This window comes from Fervidobacterium pennivorans DSM 9078, from assembly GCF_000235405.2.
In the GTDB taxonomy this organism is placed as follows: Bacteria; Thermotogota; Thermotogae; order Thermotogales; family Fervidobacteriaceae; genus Fervidobacterium; species Fervidobacterium pennivorans.
This window is the reverse complement of record NC_017095.1, coordinates 1914202-1936212: the sequence shown is the minus strand read 5'-3', so window position 1 is coordinate 1936212 and position 22011 is coordinate 1914202. Positions and strand designations below refer to the sequence as shown.

At 39.6% G+C, this 22011-nt stretch carries 14 protein-coding genes and 1 tRNA gene; 5 read left to right on the top strand and 10 right to left on the bottom strand.

The window, feature by feature from the left end; genetic code table 11:
• Positions 1–18: 18 nt before the first annotated feature.
• The 5 genes from hutU to FERPE_RS09085 form a co-directional block, all read right to left on the bottom strand.
• Entirely contained in the window at positions 19–1674 is a 1656-nt protein-coding gene (gene hutU, locus FERPE_RS09105) for a urocanate hydratase (protein WP_014452332.1), read from the bottom strand.
• Between the two features lie 173 nt (positions 1675–1847).
• Positions 1848–2720, bottom strand: a complete 873-nt coding sequence (gene sdaAA / locus FERPE_RS09100) for an L-serine ammonia-lyase, iron-sulfur-dependent, subunit alpha (protein WP_014452331.1) — start codon at positions 2718–2720, stop codon at positions 1848–1850.
• Positions 2717–3379 carry an L-serine ammonia-lyase, iron-sulfur-dependent subunit beta gene (sdaAB, locus tag FERPE_RS09095; protein ID WP_014452330.1) on the bottom strand — a complete coding sequence of 221 codons (663 nt, stop codon included), beginning with the start codon at positions 3377–3379 and terminating at the stop codon, positions 2717–2719. The genes sdaAA and sdaAB overlap by 4 nt, the downstream gene beginning before the upstream one ends.
• A gap of 105 nt (positions 3380–3484) precedes the next feature.
• Entirely contained in the window at positions 3485–4657 is a 1173-nt protein-coding gene (locus FERPE_RS09090; protein WP_014452329.1) for a flagellin N-terminal helical domain-containing protein, read from the bottom strand.
• Between the two features lie 39 nt (positions 4658–4696).
• Positions 4697–7333, bottom strand: a complete 2637-nt coding sequence (locus tag FERPE_RS09085; RefSeq protein ID WP_014452328.1) for a tetratricopeptide repeat-containing glycosyltransferase family 2 protein — start codon at positions 7331–7333, stop codon at positions 4697–4699.
• Between the two features lie 235 nt (positions 7334–7568).
• On the opposite strand from FERPE_RS09085, the gene FERPE_RS09080 reads away from it, so the two are divergent.
• Positions 7569–9095, top strand: coding sequence for an IS1182 family transposase (locus tag FERPE_RS09080; RefSeq protein WP_014452327.1), 1527 nt, complete (start codon positions 7569–7571; stop codon positions 9093–9095).
• On the opposite strand, the gene FERPE_RS09075 is transcribed toward FERPE_RS09080, so the two are convergent.
• Both FERPE_RS09075 and FERPE_RS09070 read right to left on the bottom strand, forming a co-directional pair.
• On the bottom strand, positions 9096–10262 hold the full coding sequence (locus FERPE_RS09075; protein ID WP_014452326.1) for a flagellin N-terminal helical domain-containing protein: 1167 nt from the start codon (positions 10260–10262) through the stop codon (positions 9096–9098).
• A 182-nt stretch (positions 10263–10444) separates the two neighbouring features.
• The gene (locus FERPE_RS09070) at positions 10445–11815 is read right to left on the bottom strand and encodes a glycosyltransferase (protein WP_014452325.1); all 1371 of its coding nucleotides are present in this window, start codon (positions 11813–11815) and stop codon (positions 10445–10447) included.
• A gap of 213 nt (positions 11816–12028) precedes the next feature.
• On the opposite strand from FERPE_RS09070, the gene FERPE_RS09065 reads away from it, so the two are divergent.
• On the top strand, positions 12029–12832 hold the full coding sequence (locus FERPE_RS09065) for a flagellin (protein WP_014452324.1): 804 nt from the start codon (positions 12029–12031) through the stop codon (positions 12830–12832).
• A gap of 55 nt (positions 12833–12887) precedes the next feature.
• Here FERPE_RS09065 and FERPE_RS09060 read toward each other — a convergent pair.
• The 3 genes from FERPE_RS09060 to FERPE_RS09050 all read right to left on the bottom strand — a co-directional run bounded on the left by FERPE_RS09060 (position 12888) and on the right by FERPE_RS09050 (position 18187).
• A tRNA-Leu gene (locus FERPE_RS09060) sits at positions 12888–12976 on the bottom strand.
• A 138-nt stretch (positions 12977–13114) separates the two neighbouring features.
• Entirely contained in the window at positions 13115–16510 is a 3396-nt protein-coding gene (locus tag FERPE_RS10500) for a fibronectin type III domain-containing protein (RefSeq protein ID WP_014452323.1), read from the bottom strand.
• Positions 16511–17038: 528 nt separating this feature from the next.
• On the bottom strand, positions 17039–18187 hold the full coding sequence (locus FERPE_RS09050; RefSeq protein ID WP_011994508.1) for an IS110 family RNA-guided transposase: 1149 nt from the start codon (positions 18185–18187) through the stop codon (positions 17039–17041).
• Between the two features lie 238 nt (positions 18188–18425).
• On the opposite strand from FERPE_RS09050, the gene bgaS reads away from it, so the two are divergent.
• From bgaS to FERPE_RS09035, 3 genes are all read left to right on the top strand, one after another.
• On the top strand, positions 18426–19823 hold the full coding sequence (bgaS, locus tag FERPE_RS09045; protein WP_014452322.1) for a beta-galactosidase BgaS: 1398 nt from the start codon (positions 18426–18428) through the stop codon (positions 19821–19823).
• A 32-nt stretch (positions 19824–19855) separates the two neighbouring features.
• Positions 19856–20872, top strand: coding sequence for a LacI family DNA-binding transcriptional regulator (locus FERPE_RS09040; protein ID WP_014452321.1), 1017 nt, complete (start codon positions 19856–19858; stop codon positions 20870–20872).
• A 139-nt stretch (positions 20873–21011) separates the two neighbouring features.
• Entirely contained in the window at positions 21012–21983 is a 972-nt protein-coding gene (locus FERPE_RS09035) for a glycoside hydrolase family 5 protein (protein WP_245530410.1), read from the top strand.
• Positions 21984–22011: the final 28 nt, after the last annotated feature.

The following is a 22011-nucleotide window of genomic DNA, read 5'->3' as shown; positions in this document are numbered from 1 at the left end:
CAACTAAATTTACTTCCCTTATTCATCTTTCAACATAGGCATTCTGATTCCGTGTTTTTTCGCCGTTCTGATTGCTATTTCGTATCCTGCATCGGCGTGTCTTACAACACCCATTCCTACATCGTTTGTAAGCACCCTTTCGAGTTTCTGCCTTGCCAAGTCAGTTCCATCCGCAACAATAACAACACCAGCGTGGAGTGAATAACCAATGCCAACACCACCACCGTGGTGGAACGAAACCCACGTCGCACCGCTTGCCACGTTAAGCATAGCGTTCAAAATGGGCCAGTCGGCAATTGCATCACTTCCATCTTTCATTGCCTCAGTTTCCCTATACGGACTTGCAACAGAACCTGTGTCATGGTGGTCTCTACCTATAACAATGGGAGCTTCCAATTCGCCTTTTCTCACCATCTCATTCATTGCAAGTCCCATCTCAGCTCTTTGACCCATACCAAGCCAACAAATTCGTGCCGGAAGTCCTTGCCATTTTACTTTCTTCTGAGCCATTTCTATCCATTTCCTCAAGTGCTCGTCTTCCCCGAAAAGTTCCAACACCTTCTGGTCTGTTTTGTAGATATCCTCAGGATTTCCAGAGAGTGCAACCCATCTAAACGGTCCTTTACCTTCACTGAAAAGGTCTCTGATGTATTCTGGCACATATCCTGGAATATTGAAGGCATCCTTAACACCATGGTCAAAAGCGAGTCTTCTGATATTGTTTCCATACTCAAAGACCTTCGCACCTTGTTTTTGCATTTCCAAAATAGCGTTCACATGTTTAACAACACTATCGTAGACCATCTCCAAGTATTTTTGTGGATTTTCTTTTCTCAACTTAAGTGCTTCTTCAAAAGAAATACCTGCCGGAACGTATCCGTTGAGTGGATCGTGTGCAGCTGTTTGGTCCGTGACAACGTCGGGGATGATTCCTCTTCTCACAAGTTCAGGATGCACGTCAGCAGCATTAGCAAGTAGACCTATCGACAGTGGTTTACCTTCATTCATAGCTTCTTTTGCCATTTTCAGTGCTTCATCGAGGCTATCTGTCCACGTATCAAGATATCCCGTTTGAAGCCTTCTATCTATCATTCGTTTATCCACTTCAACAGCGATTACCACACCATCGTTCATTGTTACAGCAAGTGGCTGAGCTCCACCCATCTCACCAAGCCCAGCTGTCAACACAAGCCTTCCTCTAAGTGTTCCACCAAAGTATTTTTTAGCAACCGCATAGAACGTTTCGTAAGTCCCTTGGAGTATACCTTGTGTGCCTATATAAATCCAGCTTCCTGCGGTCATCTGACCGTACATAATAAGTCCCCGTGCTTCAAGTTCGTTGAAATATTCCCACGTTGCCCATTTTGGAACGAGGTTGGAATTTGCAATGAGCACACGCGGAGCCCATTCATGTGTTTTCCAAACGGCAACCGGTTTTCCACTTTGAACAATAAGTGTCTCATCATCTTCGAGTTCCTTAAGCACTTCGACTATCTTGTAGAAACATTCCCAATTTCTCGCTGCTTTACCCTTACCACCGTATACTATCAAATTTGCTGGGTCCCTTGCAACTTCAGGGTCGAGGTTATTCATAAGCATGCGCATTGCAGCTTCTGTTTGCCATGATTTACACGTTAACTTCGTTCCCCTTGGAGCCCTAATCACTTCTGCCATAATATAACCCCCTTCGAATAACATCCGACATACACTGATTCCATACTTTTATTCTACCCCTAACCACAACTTTTCTCAATTCTTCTTAAAATAACCATACCCAAGAAAGACAAACATTTGGGAATAAATTCAAAGCATTTCAAAAACCATTTAACGCATTTTTCTATTTTTCTTTATTCCGTCCCTTTCCAATTCTCACGTATCTTTTCAACAATTTCTTGTGCAGTTTTTGTGGCGGCAATACCTCCAAGACCTGTTTCCCTCAGCGATTCAGGTAGTGATTTCCCAACTTCGTACATTGCTTCAACAACCTCATCAAACGGTATAACACTCTCCACTCCGGCTAATGCCATTTCCGCCGAAGCGATTGCCACATTTACAGCATTACCATTCCTTTTCACACATGGTACTTCAACAAACCCACCAACGGGGTCACATACAAGCCCCATAAGTGCTTTCAAAGCCAAAGCAGCCGCATGCCCAACTTTGATAGGATCATTTGAATAGTAGTAAGTCAACAATCCGGATGCCATTGCTGTGGCTGTTCCAATTTCAGCTTGACAACCACCAGCTGCACCGGAAAGCGTTGCCCTCTTTGCAACAACATTCCCTATTCCAGAGGCAACTATGAACGATTTAAGTAAATCATTGAAATCTGCCCTTTGAACCTTCCAAAGTGCGTAAGCAGCACCTGGAACAACACCGCACGAACCCGCTGTCGGGCAAGCGACAATCCTTCCCATAGATGCGTTTGACTCACCCATTGAAAGTGCAACAACTGTTGCTATATGATTAAACTCGCTCATCATCTTTGGTTTCGCATTCGCAAGTTTATAGGCATTATCACCTGTCAAGCCTGTAAGCGTTTCGAATCTTTTACCAAAATTCTTCTCGGCTTCCTCGAGCATAACACTTAACAAATTACTTAACACCTGCTTGACTTTCTCCGGGTCTCTACCTGTTTCTATCATCTCTTGAGCAAGTATAATCTCACTGAACTCAAGATTCGTGTTTTGCCATATCTCGATTAGTTCTGCGAATTTCATATCATCTCACCTTCTTCAAGCCTTACCGCATACACTTCGATAACATTCTTCAAAGTTCTGATACATTCTAAAACTTCCTCGGTTGGATTTTCATCGAGCTCAATGATTGTTAAAGCTATCCCCTTAAGCGCATTTACTCTTCGCAAGTAGACATTTGCGATATTCGTGTTTATGCAATCCAAAATCCCCTTTAGAACTCCTGGTCTATCTTTATTAACAACAACCAGCGCAGGATAATCGCCAGCGAGTAAACACTCGACACCGTTGATTTTTGTAATCCTAATTGCTCCTCCACCGATGGAAGAACCTTCAACTTCGTTGTATAAATCTCCTTTATGCGCTTTAATTAACACAGTATTAGGGTGCACATCACCAAGGTCTGCAAATTCAAATTCATACTTTAAACCTACATCTTTTGCCAAATCATATGCTTCTTTCACTCTTGGGTCATCTGCTTTCAACCCGATAATACCAGCAAGCAACGCTCTATCCGTTCCATGACCTTTGTAAGTTAACGCAAACGAGCCGTGCAAAGTAAAAACAACGCTTTCTGGAATTCCCATCAGTTTATACACAAACCTTGCAATTCTGAGAGCACCAAGTGTATGTGAACTTGATGGACCTGTCATAACAGGACCTGAAACTTCGAGCAAACCCATGAAATTCACCTCTATTCGTTTTAGACAGCATACTAGAAATATTATACCACCAAAAAACAAAGCGGGGCACCACTCCCCGCTTCGTGTTTTTCGATAATGTTGAAATTATCCTCGCAATAATTGTAAGACATTTTGTGGTAAAGTATTTGCTTGTGCAAGCATAGACATACCAGACTGACCAAGAATCTGCAACTTTGTAAATTCCATCATCTCTTTTGCCATGTCTGCATCTCTAATTCGGCTTTCCGCAGCTGTGAGGTTTTCTGCCGCTACTCCAAGGTTTGCTATTGTATGCTCAAGTCTGTTTTGAATTGCACCGAGTTGAGACCTAACCGAACTTACCTTGTGAATCGCCGCATCGATTATACTAATCGTTCTTTCCGCATCATTCTGACTTGTGACTTTCAACGTAGAGGTTAACAAGCCAAGATTTTTTGCATCTACTGCATCGATACCAGCTATCATGTTAGCTCCTTCGTTTGCACCTATTTGGAAAACAAGCTGGTTACCTGTTGTGTTTATCTTCTCAACCCTCGCAACACCTGTGTCGATTACTTCTTCAAGTGGCAACCCGCCACCAAACTGTGAAATATCGAATCTGTTCTTATTCCATACAATTTTTACACCGCCAACCACAACAGAACCTTGACTATAGCTTGTGATAACACTGCTTACACCATCGGGTTTTACAAGAACCACCCTAACATCAAGTGCACTTGTTACATTGCCTGAGAACTGACCCACTTCAACAACAAATGTTCCTTCGACAACACTTGCGGCAGAGCTCACAGCGCTAACCACAAGGTCTATATTTCCTTGCGCAACAACCTTTACATCTGGTGTAAATCTGAAACTCTCGAGATTTCCGTTCAACAGTTTCTTTGTGTTAAATTCCGTCGACCTTGCAATTCTGTCGATTTCTTCTCTTAACTGGTCAAGTTCTGCCTGGATACTTGCCCTATCCACATCGGTATTCGTGTCACTTGCCGCCTGGACTGCGAGTTCTCTCATCCTTTGCAAGATAGCATGCACCTCGTTAAGTGCACCTTCTGCTGTTTGAATGAGTGAAATAGCATCTTGGGCGTTCTTCACTGCCATCTCGAGGCCCTTGATTTGTCCCCTCATCTTCTCGCTAATTGCCAAACCTGCCGCATCGTCACTTGCTCTGTTAATCTTCAAACCAGACGAAAGTCTTTCGAGCACCTTTTTCATATCAGAATCCGTAAGCGTTATCTGCCTCCATGCGTTCAGTGCAGATAAGTTGTGGTTGATACGCATAACCTCACCTCCATGGAAAGTAAAGTGATTAAATATTAATCACTTTTCAAAAACAACAGCTCTTAAAGACTCGTTCAAGACGTAATGCCTAATCTTTTTCGCCCCAGACTTTCTCAGTTCGTCTTCAACTTGCTTTCTTGTTCTAATAAACCTAAAGATTGGATAATACCAAACGATATCATCATGATTGTTGAAATCCGGAACAAAATAGAAAAGCACTCCACTTTCAAAATTCTTCACAACATCACCCAATTCCTTAGCTATGTTTACAATTTCAAAGCTTACTATATTCTTTGATTTATCGTCATACTCAATACCAGTTTCTAATGCAACATTTTTAACTAGCTCAATATATTTTTCATCTTCCTCGTAAACTTTGATTTCTTTTATATTTACTTCTCCGAGCACTTTTAAAATATCTTCTCTTTTGGCTTCTAAAACCGGAAGGTTATAGCCAACTCTTCTTTCTTTGTATATCCTTATCGCTTCATCGATATGGAAGGGTTCAACGTAGTAATATCTACTCGCTTTCCGCCAAACGCGCAACGGTGAGATAACACCGAGTCCCGAATGTTTTTCCGAGATATTTCCAACCCATACAATCTCATCATTTTTGTTTCCGAACGCTTCATGCGGGTAGAAATTATCAAATTTGTAAACCCCTAATGCTAAATCACCTAACACTGTGTTTTTCTTTAAAGCTTCGGTATGGTATAAGTAGGCTTTTTTCAACTCTTCTTGGTCCTTCGAATCTTCGAACAATTTCGCATACCTGTATTCCAAAAATGGATATTCTTCTTTTTTGGATATACTATCAAGCAACTGTGCTGCCTTTTTCTTGTTGTTTTTCCAAATATTCGTCGCGCTAATGTATTTTGCAAAATCTGCGTCTGAAATGAGGTAAAGCCTTTCAAGTTCCTCTTTTGGAAATTCTTTAAGTGCCCCCGTCATGAGCTCTTTGTTTTCAAAGTAGAACCTTTTAAGTTCGTGGAATATACCTTCTATTGTTGGGTCTAATTTCGTTTTCAAATCATCCAAGATAGGTTTCACAAACCTACCAAGTTCTGGCAAGATTTCAGCAGCTGTCTTGTAATACTCAAGAGCCAGCTTAAAATTCGCTTTTTCTAAGTAAATATCCGCAATTAGTCCGTGGCTAACACCTTTGATAACCGCGTTTTCTGATTTTCTTAGCTTGTTTAGTACCCGCAATTTTTCTGGATTGGAATTCGGAAGATTTTCGTAAAAGAATAAAACAGCTTCAAGCCCCATTTTTTCTATCTTCTCTGCCCATTGATCTTCATCCAAACCAAAGATGTATTCCATCAGCCCATCTTTCTTTGTCTTCAGATTTTCCAGAATGAGCTTTCCAAAGGTTCCCTTCAAGAACGGTTCAAAAAGATCGTAGTTGAATTGTATACCTATTTTCTTCACTCGCTCAACAATATCAAACACGTTAAGGTGCACACTAAGTTGATGCGCTTCATTCAAAAGTTTATCAACTTCAGGGACAATTTTTATGAAGTCATCATCATCAACCTCTGTAATATATTTGACTAAAGCATTTACAAGCTTTTGCGCCTCGGCTGTGGTAAGTTTTGATTTATCAAATATCTTTTCAAAATGAATTTTAAATTTCTCAATATCTTTCTTCTTAAGGTAAGCAATAGCAAGAAGAGTGTGAACCATAGGGGTATACTTAATCGCAATTATCGTCCAAGTAAACTCTTGAGGATTCTTTTCTACATATTCGATTCGTTTTAGAAACTCTTCTCCATATGATATTATCTCGTCGTATTTCTTTTCAGCCTCACTTACAGCCAAAAGCCCGTAATAGGGATCTGGATTCTTAGGCTCTATTCTTATCAAAAATTCAAGCAATTCCCGAGCTTCCTTGTTGAACCCCTTCGCATTTAAAGCGAGAGCATGCATAAGTAAAACCTCAAAAGCAATGGCAGGCATTTTTTGATCCTTTTGAATTATTTCAATTACCTTCCTAACTATTGGATAGAGCTCTATCGCATTTCCACCAATCATCTCTGTTTTGTAAAGTTGGCATAAATAATATGCTCTTTCTTGGGAAGGCATATTTTTGTTTTCTTCTAATAGTTTGACTATAAGATTCCTTGTTCTCTCATATTTTTTCTTCTTTAGCTTTCGCGTCCAAATGTATCCGTAATGGTATATCGTGAAGGGAGCTTCCACAACCTTGCCTTTGTAAATAGGCTGATTGTGAACAATATTTTCGTATCTTACGGTTCCGTTTCTGAACAACCTTGCAGTTGAAGCTATCTCTGTTTTTTTCAAATCCAAGTCCAAATAACTCAATGTGGGAAGGTATACGGTATTAACGTCATCAGGCAAACTTGCGAGAAATTCCCTTATCCCGGCAAAATCTTCCTTAACTTCCTCGTCAGCATCATAAATTAGAACCCATTCGCATGTAGGAAATTGGAGAGAAAAATTCCTTGCTTCTGAGAAATCATCTTTCCATTCATGGAAATAAATCTTGTCTGTGTATTTCTTGGCAACCTCCACACTATTGTCAGTTGAACCCGTATCGACAACAATAATTTCATCAACATATGGTTTAATACTCCCAAGTGCCCTGTCAAGATTGTGCTCTTCGTTTTTCATAATCATCGCAACACTGAGTAAGCAACACTTTTTTCCTGGCATATTTCAACCTCCGAGGTTTTGGTTCAAGTCTTTGATAACTCTCCTAACATATTATTCACTCCTGATAAAGAATATTCCTTAAAAACTTAGAAAAGCAAAGAAAAACAGAAAAGCGGGCTTTCGCCCGCTTCAGACTGTTGACAAAGTATAACTTGTTCAAGTATAATCTCTTCAAAAGAGGATCCTTTCCAAACAGGATCCTCTTTTTTTTACACAAATAGTAGGAGGAATATACATGCTGACCATCAACAAAGATAAATCACGCAGAGAACAAATCGAATCCGTCTCCATCGAGCAACTCGTCCCTCATGACCACCTCGTCAGAAAAATCGAATCCGCCATCAATTTCGATTTCATCTACGACCTTGTCAAAGACAAGTACTGCCTCAATAATGGCAGACCTAGTATTGACCCCGTTGTGTTAATTAAAATTACCATTATCCAATATATGTTCGGCATAAAATCCATGCGTCAAACCATAAAGGAAATACAAACAAACGTCGCATACAGATGGTTTCTCGGATTCGGGTTTTCTGATACCATCCCTCATTTCAGCACGTTCAGTAAAAACTACGAACGTAGGTTCAAAGGAACCGATTTGTTTGAGCAAATCTTCAACAAAATACTGCAGCAAGCAATCGAGCATGGCTTGGTAAATATGGATGCCGTGTTCATGGATTCAACACACATCAAAGCAAGTGCGAACAAGAAAAAGTACGAGAAGGTATTTGTAGAGGAGCAAACCAAGACATACAAACAAGCTTTAGAAGAAGAAATAAACAAAGATAGGCAAAAACACGGATTGAAGCCTTTGGATTTCACACATGAGAAAGTAAAACTGAAGGAAATAAAAATAAGCACGACAGACCCAGATAGCGGGATGATAAACAAAAATGAAAAAGAACACCAGTTCGGATATTCTGCACACATAGCATGCGATAAGAACGGGATAATACTAAGCTGTATAACAACACCAGCAAATGTCCACGACAGCATGGTGTTTGAGAACTTATTCAATAAAACAAAAAAGAACGCTGGCAAATCGAAAAGGGCAGCTTTGGATGCAGGATACAAGACTCCACCGATATGTAAGCTATTGATGGACGAAGGTATAGTCCCGTGCATGCCATACACACGTGCACAACACAAAGAAGGGTATTTCAAAAAAAGACAATTCGTATACGATGAATATTACGATTGCTACATATGTCCACAAGGGCAGATATTAGAATACTCAACAACAAACAGAAAAGGGTACAAAGAATACAAATCGGATCCGAAGGTATGTGAGAAATGTGAAGATTTAGGTAGATGTACAAGCAGTAAGAATCACACGAAGATAATCACCCGACATGTATGGGAAGAATACATGGAAGAAGTAGAGTATTTAAGGCACACGAAAGAATGTAAAGAGTTGTACAAAGAAAGAAGCAAGACGATAGAGAGGGTATTTGCGGACTTGAAGGAGAAGCACGGTATGAGGGTGACGATGCTGAGGGGGATAGAAAAGGTGCACATGCAAGTGTTATTGACTTGCACATGTTTTAACATGAAAAAATTAGCGAATTGGATATGGAAAAAGGGGAAGGGAGGTCCAGGGAAGGGCAAAAATTTGGAAGTTTTATTAGAATTTTTCTCAAAAGTTGTATTGGCGATAATAAAACCCCACCTTTCGTTTATCGAAAAGTGGGGGTTTGTCAACAATCTGAAGCGGGCTTTCGCCCGCTTTTCCATTTTTGGGGTTTTATTAACTTTTCATTGATTATCTCATCAATTGCAACACCTGTTGTGGTTGTGCATTCGCTTGTGCAAGCATCGACATACTGGACTGGAGGAGTATCTGTTGTTTTGTGAATTGCATCATCTCTTTTGCCATGTCTGCATCTCTGATTCGGCTTTCCGCTGCTGTGAGGTTTTCTGCTGCTACTCCAAGGTTTGCTATCGTGTGCTCTAACCTGTTCTGGATAGCACCAAGTGCTGCTCGTGCTGTACTCACCCTGTGTATTGCTGCATCAAGCACCATTATCGTTCTTTCAGCACTGTCTTGATCCGTAACTTTAAGTGTTGACGTCGATAATCCAAGTGCTGCAGCGCTCATGTTGTCAATACCAGCAATCATGTTGTGACCTTCGTTTGAACCTATCTGGAATACAAGTTGATTATTCGATGTATAAACGCCTTCCACTCTTACAACTGCACTGTCTATAATCTCGTTGAGTGGCAAAGCTCTACCAAATTGTTCAATATTAAATGTATTTGTTGTCCAAGTAAACTTGACCCCACCTACTGTCACTTGTCCATCGCTTATGCTCACAACTGCAGTATTTTGTATTTGTCCGTTGCTACCGATGTGAACAACTCTAACATCTATCTGGCTGGAAACTGAACCGGAAAGCTGACCAACTTCAATAACATAAGTTCCCTCTAAAATAGTTGCAACGCCAGATGCTTTAACGTCAATATTTCCACCAGTTACCTCTTTAATGTCAGCGTTAAACCTGAATCCCTCGAGTTTTCCATCAAGTAATTTCTTTGTGTTAAATTCTGTTGTTCTTGATATCCTATCTATTTCTTCTCTCAGTTGATCAAGTTCTGCTTGAATTTGGTTTCTGTCAACGTCTGTATTCGTATCACTTGAGGCTTGAACTGCTAGTTCTCTCATCCTTTGGAGTATTGAGTGAACTTCTGTGAGTGCTCCTTCTGCTGTTTGAATGAGGGAGATAGCATCTTGTGCGTTCTTTACTGCCATCTCAAGACCTTTGATTTGTCCTCTCATCTTTTCACTGATTGCCAAACCTGCTGCGTCGTCTCCAGCCCTGTTAATCTTCAAACCTGAAGAGAGTCTCTCAAGCGTCTTGCTCATATCCATGTTGGTCATCATGATGTTGCGCCAGCTGTTCAGAGCGTTAATGTTGTGGTTAATCCTCATAACTCTCCACCTCCATGTGAGTTTTTTCCTTTAAATTCTTAAGAACTCAAAACCAGAATCTGTCTTCCAAAAGGGCGCCCTTTTGTTTTTACCAATATTTTTATCGGAAAAAATTAGCGGTTCTTTAGTGGGAAACTAAAGAACCGCCAGAAGAGAGTTTAAGTTTACGAATATAAAATGCTTCAAACCTTTAAAAGAACATCCTCAATTTGCCTTATCTGTTTCTCAAAGGAATAATTTTCCTCGACAAAAGTTCTATAGACTTCACTCCTGTAATCAAATTCAAGAATTTGTGGGATCTCCTCGATAAAATTGAACAAAGTATCTTCCATCCACAACATCTTAGCACCATAAAAATTATGAACGACAGGTTTTATACCAACAGCCATTGCTTCTGCTATGTTATATCCAAAACTTTCATGCACACTCGTTGATAGCACGTAATTCTTATCTTCCAAGAATTCTTCAATATTGTTAACATGACCGAGTAACTTTACATTGTCTCGCAAGCCTGCTTCTTCAATAAAGTAATGAAAGTAAAGATGATACCTATAATCCTGGAAATCACCTGCAATTGATAGATTGTATCTCGGATCAATTTTTTTCAGTAATCCCATAATTTGTAACCACATTGTTGGATCCTTTTTGTAATTTATGTGAGCTACTACTGCAATGTTGTATCCCCTTGTCCTGGGCTTGTACCTAAATCTTTCCAAATTTAACCCATTGTGGATAACTTTGATTTTGTCTTCGAGCCTCTTATAAACGTCGGGGTGATACATTCTTAAAACGTCTTTCATGTGCTCAGCAACCATAACAATAGTGTCCACTTTATCCCAAACAATCTTATACAGAAAGGCATTGGTTAGTGCCTCATAACTATGCAGCCTACATATTATCTTTTTCCCTTTCTTCTCCAACTTATTCGTCACTTCCACCGCCAATTCATTTGCCCATTCTAACCAGACGATATCTGCCCATTCGTATGCCTGCACTATTTCGTTACCGTTCTCTGATACAACGAGCCTTACGTTGTAGACTTCACCAAGTATATCCGCAATGTCACGGATAAAATTATCAAGACCTGGCAAGCAAAGAATCGCTATATTTACATCTTGATGGTAGTGCTTTTTGTATTCAAGATATTTTTTCTTCATCTCTTCAAGTGGTGAAATTTCTGCCGCTTTTCTGTAATAGTAAAGTGCCATTGGAATGTTCCCTTGGACAATCTGTGTATCTCCAAGCAAATCGTATACTGCCCAGTCTTTATTGTGAATGCGTAATAGATAACGCCAAGCTTCCTTGTAGTCTTTCTTATCAAACAAGGCTTTCCCGTAATTGAAAAGAACATCGGAATTGATGGGGTCTATTTCAACTGCTTTTTTGAAATGCTCTATTGCATCATCAAGCTTACCTTCGTAGTAATATATCATGCCAAAAGCGTTTTCTTTCTGAACAATATCTGGTAGCTTTTCTGCTATTTGCTTGGCTTCGGAGAATCTCCCTTGTGTTATTAGTTCCGTAAGTTGTGATAATTCTGGGAAGTCTGACATCTGAGTATTCCCCCTTGTCTTTCAGCGTTTGGCACTTTATATTTCTTCTCCCAGAGTTATAACTCCTACTACTGTAAATTCCCAAAAATCTTTTGAACGATTTCCGCATATGCACGGTCTAATATAATGAGCAGGGAAAAACGTCGGCTCGATTAAGATACTGACTTTTGGTTACGCTTATTTTTCCGTCCATGCCTGTAGGGAGGGATGGTGATGCGGATTAACAACAACGTTGGAATGTGGGCTATTAGGTATCTTCAAAATTTGCAAACCCAACAAAACAGGCAAGTGCAAAGCTTGGCACAGGCAACGATACCTATTCAGCAAAATGTAGCTTTCGGAGCGATAGCTGAGCGTATTCGCTCACAAATCAACGGTTATCGTGAAGCTATGGCAAGTACGTACAACGCAATCGGGGTTATGAATGTTGCAGAAGGTGGTCTTCAAAGCATTTCAAACAATCTTCAAAGAATGAGAGAACTCGCAGTTCAAGCTTCAAATGGCACGCTTTCGGAAAGTGACCGTGCAGCACTTCAACAGGAATTTTCTCAGCTGGCTCAAGGGATAAACAGGGTGGTTGAACAGACTACTTATAATAACAGAAGGGTTTTAGGCGGTGATATAAGAGATATGCAGGTTCAACTTGGTCCAAATGAAGGGCAACAGATGAGAGTCACCCTCCCGGGCATGGACATTAAGTCTCTTGGTCTTGAGAATGTGAACCTTAACAGCACTGAAAATGCTCAAAACGCATTAAAAGCTCTAGATAGAGCAATAGAAACTGTCTCAAATACAAGAAGCTATGTTGGTAGCGTGACAAACCGGCTGGAAGGAGCGGCACGAGAACTTAGCAACACTATGTTAAACCTCACCTCCTCCGTGAGTGTTTTAACAGACACAGACATGGCACGTGGCATTATGGAATGGATTAGAACAAGACTCCAGCAACAAGCAACAGTTGGTATACTTGGACAGTCTAATGTAAACGCACAGAATGTTCTAAGACTTCTTGGATAGCCATAGCTCCAATAAGTAAAAAAAGCGGTGGGAACTTTCCCACCGCTTTTATTTTTGGTGCCGAGGGCGGGACTTGAACCCGCACGGGGTTTGAACCCCTGTTGATTTTGAGTCAACCGCGTCTGCCAATTCCGCCACCTCGGCACTTGCCCTCGGGCATATTGTATTTTATCATTTACACATGAATTTTTCAAGATAGATTTTAAAAAAACAAGTGAAATGCAAAAAAGAACAAATAGAATCGGCGCCCTTACGAGCGCCGATTCTTGATTTTTGAACGGTTTATTTTACTTTGAATATCCAGATATCGCTACCGCCGATGTTTTTACCAATGTCTCCATTTCTTGAGAAGGATGTACCCACAATTATTATCGTTCCGTCTTCGTCTATAAATACATCACTTGCATAATCAGCTAAGCTACCACCGTAGGTCTTAGACCATCTAAGGTTACCATCGTTATCGATATCTATCAACCAGATATCAGCGGCACCTTTTTGACCATCAACTTTTGAGAGTGTGTGTCCAACTATTACAAATCCACCATCTGGGAATTCTGCAGCCGCGTATGCAATGTCTTCTTCAAAGCCACCGAATGTCTTGAGCCAGATAATTTCACCTTTTGGATCAATTTTTGCCACAAGAATGTCCCAGAAACCTGCACTGACTTGAACATCGCCATCAACAGATGTTGTGTAACCGACTATCAAGAAGTTACCATCGTTTGTCTTAATCATTCTTGAAACTTCATCTTGGTCAGTTCCACCATAAGCTTTGTTAAGTACTATATCTTTGAGGTCTTTGCTTACTTTGAACAACCAGATATCAGATGTCCCGTGGTTGTATGGTATGTTACCTTCAAGCGAGTAAGTAACATTCGCTACAAGATATCCATCTTCAAGTTCAATAACATCTACTGCTTTATCCCTATCCAAACCACCAAATACTCTGCTTGCCATGATGTTACCTTCTGCATCAAGTTTAAGCAACCAGCTATCCCATGTTCCGATATTTCCACCAGTGTCACCATTCACAGAGTTTGTTGTACCAGCGATAAGGAATCCGCCTTCAGATGTTTGTATGATTCTTGATGGTATATCGTTACCTGTGCCACCATAGAGTTTGAGCCATTTGGTATTGCCTGCTCTATCAAGTTTTGCGAGTAAGTAATCCCATCCACCTTTGTTGAATTCACCTTGGATTTCTTTTGATAATGTGTATCCAAGAACGATGTATCCATCTTCGACTTCTTTGACATCCGCAGCTTCATCCCAGCCAGCTCCACCAAGTAGTTTCATCCATTCAACATCGAGTTCTTTTGTCAATTTCACCACAAGTATGTCGGACTCACCTTTGAACTCTGGAAGTTTGCTGGACTGTGTACTTGCAACAAGTATGTATCCTCCATCAGCTGTCTTAATAATTCTTCTTGAAGTATCTTGACCAGCTCCACCTAAAACTTCTTGCTTTTGAATTGTTGGAAGTTTTGTCCTGAACGTAAATACTTCACTTTCAACTTCTCCGAATATGTTCTTTGCAACAACTTTCCATTTGTATTCAGTTCCGAAATGGAGCTGTGGTAACGTGTACTCATTTGTTTCAAGTTTGTCAACAAGATCCAATTTAACTGTTCCGAAGTAGAGTTCGAATTCTTCTGCTCTTTCACTGACCCACTTGAGTGTTACATCAACAGGAACTTCTTGTGCATCGTTTTCTGGATAAATAGCTTTTGGTTGTTCTGGGACCTGACCTGTTGTAAATTTCCAAATAGGTCCTTCTGTGTTGCCAAATCTATTTTTCGCAACAACTTTCCAATAATACGTCGTTCCAAATAGTAAGTCCCTAACTTCAACTGCACTTTCTTTAACATTTTCCAAATACAGTTCAAGTGTGTCTTCCGAGAAGCCCAAGTAGAGATCATACGCATCAGCTTTCGCACTTTCCCATCTCACCACTAAGTTGTTGAATTGGTCAACAGCACCATCAGGAGGTTCTGGATTGTACGGAACAGCTGGGACATTTCCAACAGTGAATTTAACTACCGGGCTTTCTGCTTGACCGAATCTGTTCTTTCCAACAACTTTCCAGTAATACGTTGTCCCAAGTTCAAGATTTTGCAAAACAAATGTGTTGCTGGTTGCATCTTCTACAACGAGTTCCAATTCCGTTGCTTCTTTTCCAAGATACACATCATACGCGTCAGCACACTCGAATTCCCAACTAAGTTCTGGGTCTTTCCAGACATCTTCCTCGCCATCAAGTGGGCTTACAATCTGAACAAACTCTGGGGCTTTACCCGTTTTGAACACTTCTACATCGCTTTCATTTGTTCCGAAGTCGTTCTTTGCAACTACTTTCCAGAAGAAAGTTGTGTCCATAGGCAATTCGTATGGTAATGTGATTTCAGCTACTGTAGTTGTAGCTACGAGTTCAAGGTTGTCTATCTCCACACCAAGATACAACTCGTATTCCTTTGCATCTTCACTTGTCCATTTGAATGTTGGCTGGATCCATACTTTTTCACCTTTCGGTTCGACAAGTTCAGGTTTTGTTGGAACGTCACCTGTGGAGAAGCTCCACACAGGTCCTTCCGTTTCACCATAAGCGTTCTTTGCTACAACTTTCCAGTAATAAGCCGTTCCAAGTTCGAGTGGTTCCGTATCGTATTCAGGTTCATCAACAGTTGCAACAAGTTGTAATTCATCTGGTGATTTTCCAAGGTAAATATCATAGCTTGCTGCTCTTTCGGCTTGCCACATTAAGCGTGGTTCAATCCAAACCTTCTGTGCACCATCGTATGGGACTGGATTCTCTGGAACCGTTGGTGCATCGCCTATTTTGAACGAAAATACAGGGCTTTCAGTTTCACCGAAAGTGTTCTTGGCAACTACTTTCCATTGGTAAGTCGTCGATGGTTTAAGATTTTTAACTTCGTATTTATTGTCAAAGTAGTTCTTTTCAATCAACTGTATATTTCCTTCTTCTCCAAAGTAAATATCATACGTCTTCGCTCGTTTTGAAGACCAGGATAAAGTTACATTTGGCAACACATCTGTAGCACCGTTGGTGGGTTCCACATTTTCGATTTCACCGGGAACAAACTCTGTGTTTTGGAAATCTATAAGAGCGTTGACTAGAACTCCACCAGAACCCACAAGGACGTTAAGTGGAATATTTGCTAAAGAAATCCTATCTCTCACAACTTCTACTCCATCTTTTCGACCATATGCAACAATTCGTTCATCTTTTTTATCAATCAGCCCAAGGACTTTGACAATAATATTGTATTTACCGGCCTTCAGTTTGGTTATCAAACCTGTCGCTTGCCCTGTCTCTCTGTCGTAGTTCAAAAGGAAGGGTCCTTCAACAACTTCCTGGTTAAAGATTTCAACAGTTGCCCTTGTAATCCATATTCCGTTTTCTAACAGAGCTTTGTCAAGTTCAGACAACCTAAGACTGTATTCTTCGTACTCGCCTGGAGGTAAGATTGGCTCAACAACAGGTGCATACTTTTGAAGTAATGATTCAAGCGCTTCTTTAATGTTTACGTCTGGATTCTCAACTAGTGCCTTTAGTTCGTAGTAAAACCTCGCCAATGGTGTTGTATACGTTACTTGAGAGAACACAATGGTAGATACAATAGCAAGAAAAATAACTAACCCTAGGAAAACTTTCCGCATGTAATCTCCCCCCTTTGGTTGTGATTGAAATCATGCTTTTAGAAATTCTTTGCTAAGCATTAACTTAATCACTTTATATATTATACCACTAATGATTTCAAGTTTTGCAATAGTTTTTTCGAAAGAATTCCAAAAAAGTCCAAAACGTTGGGAAATTTTCCTCTGAATTTAGCGGTCTGTAAAAACATATGAATATTTACTACGTTGTTTTACAATGAAGAATTTAAAACCTATATCAAGGTTGTAACGTAAATATTTACAAGCATATAATGAAAAAGTAAAACGGCTGCGTGACAGAGGACATATCACCTTTTTCTGATTTAGAAGTCGTCAAAAGGTATCATTAAAAACAACCATATTTATCCAGTTATTTGTGAAAACTGTAGTCAACAATATTCTAATCAAGATTTCCGGTAATAAGTCAAGAGGAGAAAAAATAGAAAAATAAAAAACCTAGTCAACACTTTGACTTTCAATAACTTAATATTTCACCTTCATTCTTCACATACTTGATTTCGTTCTTTTTACCTATTTCATCGGTACATACGGTACGTTGTTCTTTAGTAAATAATACACTAAATTTACTAATTTCCTTGCAGTTAATATTAGCGCTCTCATGTGTTTGTGTGTTGTTGCTTCTGCGTACTTTTTGCGATAATATTCTTTGTATACAGGATCGTATGTCTTTACTCCGTTCGCTGCCATTACTAGGTATGTTCTTAGATACTTGTTCCCTTTTTTCGTTAGTTGGTTGTTTTCTGATTTGTAATTTCCACTTTGATTGATTGTCCATACAAGCCCTGCGTATGATGCTAACGCTGAGGCTTTTTCGAAACGATTGATGTCTCCTATTTCGGCTATAATTCCAGCTGCAGTTATTTCTCCTATCCCTTTGACTGTTGTTAGTGTGTTCGAAATTACTTTAAGTAATTTACTTATTTCTTTCTTTACTAGTTCGATTTGTTTTTCATAGTGCTGTATCAAATCGATAGTGGAAACAATAGATATTCTCAGAGTGTTTGAAGGATTAACAGACAACCTCAAGGCATCTTTAGCAAGAGTTTGGAGTTTTTCTGCTAAGACTTGTGAAGAGACATTGTGTCTGGAAATTTTCGCAATATATTCAAATAACTCTTCAATTGGCATGTTTGCGATTTCTTCGATTGTATAATCTTTAAGCAGGCATTCGAAAGTCTTATTTAGTTTAAAGTCAAGTTTAGGGAAATAAAGAGAAACATACGAATAGAGCCTAAGTTTCAATCGAGCGATATCTTCGTTGAACTTTAAATAAAGTCTGGTGAGATTACGAAGCTCAGAGATGATATATGAGTTATTGACAAAAGGGACTAAAGACTCAGGAAATTTAGAAGCGATAGAGAAAATAAGTTCAGCATCGATTTTGTCAGTTTTAGGACGATTGAGAATTTTGCGATAGAGCTTAATGTTATCAGTTTTAACCCAAAAGACAGGTACGTTGTTTTGAAAGAAGAAGTTAGCGACATTAAAAGAAAAAACACCAGTTGATTCAAGGACAAGAGAAAAATCGGAAGAAGAAGCAAAAGCTTTGTTAAAAAGTTCAACAATACCTTGAGGAGAGTTCTCAACAGTCCCACTACCGATGAAATCAGAAAAGAAAGAAAGATAGTTCTTTGAGACATCAATAGCTAAAATAGCCAAAGGAATCACCTCCGGATTGAGTACAGCCTTACAACCTCGCGGTACATAAGAAAACGAGGCAAAACATTTTCCGGCAAGTAAAAAGCTGTACTCTAGTTAGGCAATCTTATTTAAGAGAACAAAGTCTCAAGGAGGGGCAACCTGAAACTATTTTACCAGAGGTGTTAAAAAATATGCATTCAATTTTCAAAGACCAATTTTAATTTTTACCGAACTTATTATACGAGGAGGGATATTTGTGTTTCCAAAGTCATTTATGTTCGGTGCGTCACTTTCTGGGTTCCAGTTTGAAATGGGGAATCCAAATGATATTAAAGAGCTCGATACCCAGACTGATTGGTTTGTCTGGGTTAGAGACCTCGAAAATCTTTTAAATGGTATTGTGAGTGGTGATTTACCAGAAAATGGTGCTTGGTATTGGAGAAACTACGAAAAAATTCATCAACTTGCAGTCGATTTTGGGATGGATACTTTAAGAATTGGTATCGAATGGTCGAGAATATTCCCAACTTCTACGAAAGAGATTCCTTTTGGGGAAGGGATGCTCGAAAAATTGGACGAAATTGCAAATAAAGAAGCTGTTGAACATTATAGAAAAATGATGGAAGATATGAAGGCAAAAGGTCTAAAAGTATTTGTCAATTTGAATCACTTCACACTACCACTCTGGATCCATGATCCATTTGCGGTGCGCAAAGGCAAACCAACGGATAAGCTTGGCTGGGTAAGTGATGATACTCCTAAAGAATTTGCAAAATACGCGGAATACATCGCATGGAAATTCAGTGATATTGTTGACTATTGGTCAAGCATGAACGAACCACATGTTGTAGCACAGCTTGGATATTTCCAAATAATGGCAGGTTTCCCACCGAACTATTTCAATCCAGAATGGTATATCAAGAGCCTTAAAAATCAAGCTTTAGCACACAATTTAGCTTACGATGCTATTAAAAAGCATACAGACAAACCAGTTGGAGTTATTTATTCCTTTACATGGTTTGACACACTGAAACCAAACGATGAAGAAATATTTGAAAATGCGATGTGGCTTGCAAACTGGAATTATATGGACCAAGTAAAGGATAAAATCGATTATATCGGGGTTAACTATTACACTCGCTCCGTCATTGACAAATTACCTACCCCTGTTAACTTCAAAGATTTCGAGCTTAACTGGTATACGGTTAGAGGTTACGGATACGCTTGTCCAGAAGGCGGTTTTGCACTTTCAGGAAGGCCAGCTAGTGAATTCGGATGGGAAATATATCCCGAAGGACTCTACTATTTGCTCAAGGCTATATACGAAAGATACAATAAACCATTAATAGTAACAGAGAACGGTATTGCCGATGAGAAAGACAAATACCGCTCACAAGTAATTATTTCGCACCTTTATGCTGTTGAAAAGGCGATGAACGAAGGTGTCGATGTACGAGGATATTTACATTGGTCAATAATTGACAATTACGAATGGGCAAAAGGTTACAGTAAAAGATTCGGACTTGCTTATACGGATTTGGAAAAGAAAACCTATATCCCCAGACCTTCGATGTATGTTTTCAGAGAAATCGCAAGGACAAGAAGTATAGACCAGTTCAAAGGATACGACCCTTACAATTTGATGAAATTCTAAGAAACCAATGAAAATAGTTAAGGGGTGTTTGAATGCCCAACATTTTTGACGTTGCTAGGGAAGCAGGTGTTTCAATTGCTACGGTTTCAAGGGTATTAAATGGTGCGAAAAATGTCAGTGAAGATACTCGAAGGAAGGTACTTCGGGCAATCAAACATCTAGGCTATAAACCGATGCCTTCTTTACGGAAGGCATCGGATTTGTTATACACAATAGGTGTCTTATTGCCTGATTTAAGAGGGTATCATTACAATGAAATCGCTATGGCAATCGAAGATTACGCAAGCAAGCATAATTTTGAAGTGATGGTATCTGTTCCAAAAATGATGCCAGAAGTGGAAAAGCATGTTCTTGACCAGTTTTTCAAAAGAAAAATCGATGGAGTTATCCTTTGCGAACTCCTAGGTGGTTTAAACTACATTGAACCATTCATCAAAAGTGGTGTACCAATTGTAGCTCTTGATTATTATATTGAAGAAATACTATGCGACTCGGTGAATATAGACAACATTTCAGGTGCCCTAACTGCGTTAAAATACCTTTACCAAAATGGTCACAGAAAGATTCTCTTCTTGAGAGGTCCTCATTATTCACCTGCAGCTGTGCAAAGGGAAAAAGGGATAAAAAAGTTCTTGGAAAGGCACAAAGATGTAGAAATCTATTTCAGCGAAAATGAAGGATACGAACCAGAACATGGTTATGAAGGAGTTATGAACCATTTGAAAAAGTATGGAAAGAATTTCACCGCAGTCTTCTGCATAAACGACTGGTCAGCGATAGGTGCGATGCGAGCTTTGAGAGAATTAGGCCTCTCTATTCCAGAAGATGTATCGATAATTGGTTTTGATAACGCCCCATACTCGGAATTTTTGTATCCACCACTAACAACAATACATCAACCAAGGTGGGAAATGGGACAAACGGCTGCACAACTTCTCATCGAAAGAATCCTAGGAACAGGACCGAAGATACATCGAAACGTTGTTCTTCCAACAAAAATTGTTGAACGTGCGTCGGTAAAGAACATTTCAAATGCTGTTGTAAAGTGAAGAGTTTGATTTATAAGAGGTGAGTAGTATGGTAGAAAGACACTTCAGATATGTTCTTATTTGCATCCTGTTTCTTGTTATGCTCCTAATCTCATCCACTCAGTGTGGAAAAAATGAACCAAACAAAGGAGTGAATAGCATGGATCAGTCAGTTGCTGAAAGTGATAGCAACTCAGCACTTGAATACAACAAAATTATAGGTAAAGGAGTAAATATTGGAAATGCTTTAGAAGCTCCTTTCGAAGGAGCTTGGGGAGTAAGAATTGAGGATGAATATTTTGAGATAATAAAGAAAAGGGGATTTGATTCTGTTAGGATTCCCATAAGATGGTCAGCACATATATCCGAAAAGCCACCATATGATATTGACAGGAATTTTCTCGAAAGAGTTAAGCATGTTGTCGATAGGGCTCTTGAGAATAATCTAACAGTAATCATCAATACGCACCATTTTGAAGAACTTTATCAAGAACCGGATAAATACGGCAATGTCTTGGTGGAAATTTGGAGACAGATTGCAAAATTCTTTAAAGATTACCCGGAAAATCTGTTCTTTGAAATCTACAACGAGCCTGCTCAGAATTTGACAGCTGAAAAATGGAACGAACTTTATCCAAAAGTGCTCAAAGTTATCAGGGAGAGCAATCCAACCCGGATTGTCATTATCGATGCTCCAAACTGGGCACACTATAGCGCAGTGAGAAGTCTAAAATTAGTCAACGACAAACGCATCATAGTCTCCTTCCATTACTACGAACCTTTCAATTTCACACATCAGGGTGCCGAATGGGTTAATCCCACTCCACCTGTTGGAGTCAAGTGGAATGGCGAGGAATGGGAAATCAACCAAATCAGAAGTCATTTCAAATACGTGAGCGATTGGGCAAAGCAAAATAAAGTGCCAATCTTTCTTGGTGAATTCGGTGCTTATTCAAAAGCAGACATGGATTCAAGGGTTAAGTGGACCGAAAGTGTGCGAAAAATGGCGGAAGAATTTGGATTTTCGTATGCGTACTGGGAATTTTGTGCAGGGTTCGGCATATACGATAGATGGTCTCAAAACTGGATCGAACCATTGGCAACAGCCGTGGTTGGAGAAAGCAAAGAATAAATCGAATGCTTTATCCAACGGAGGGATT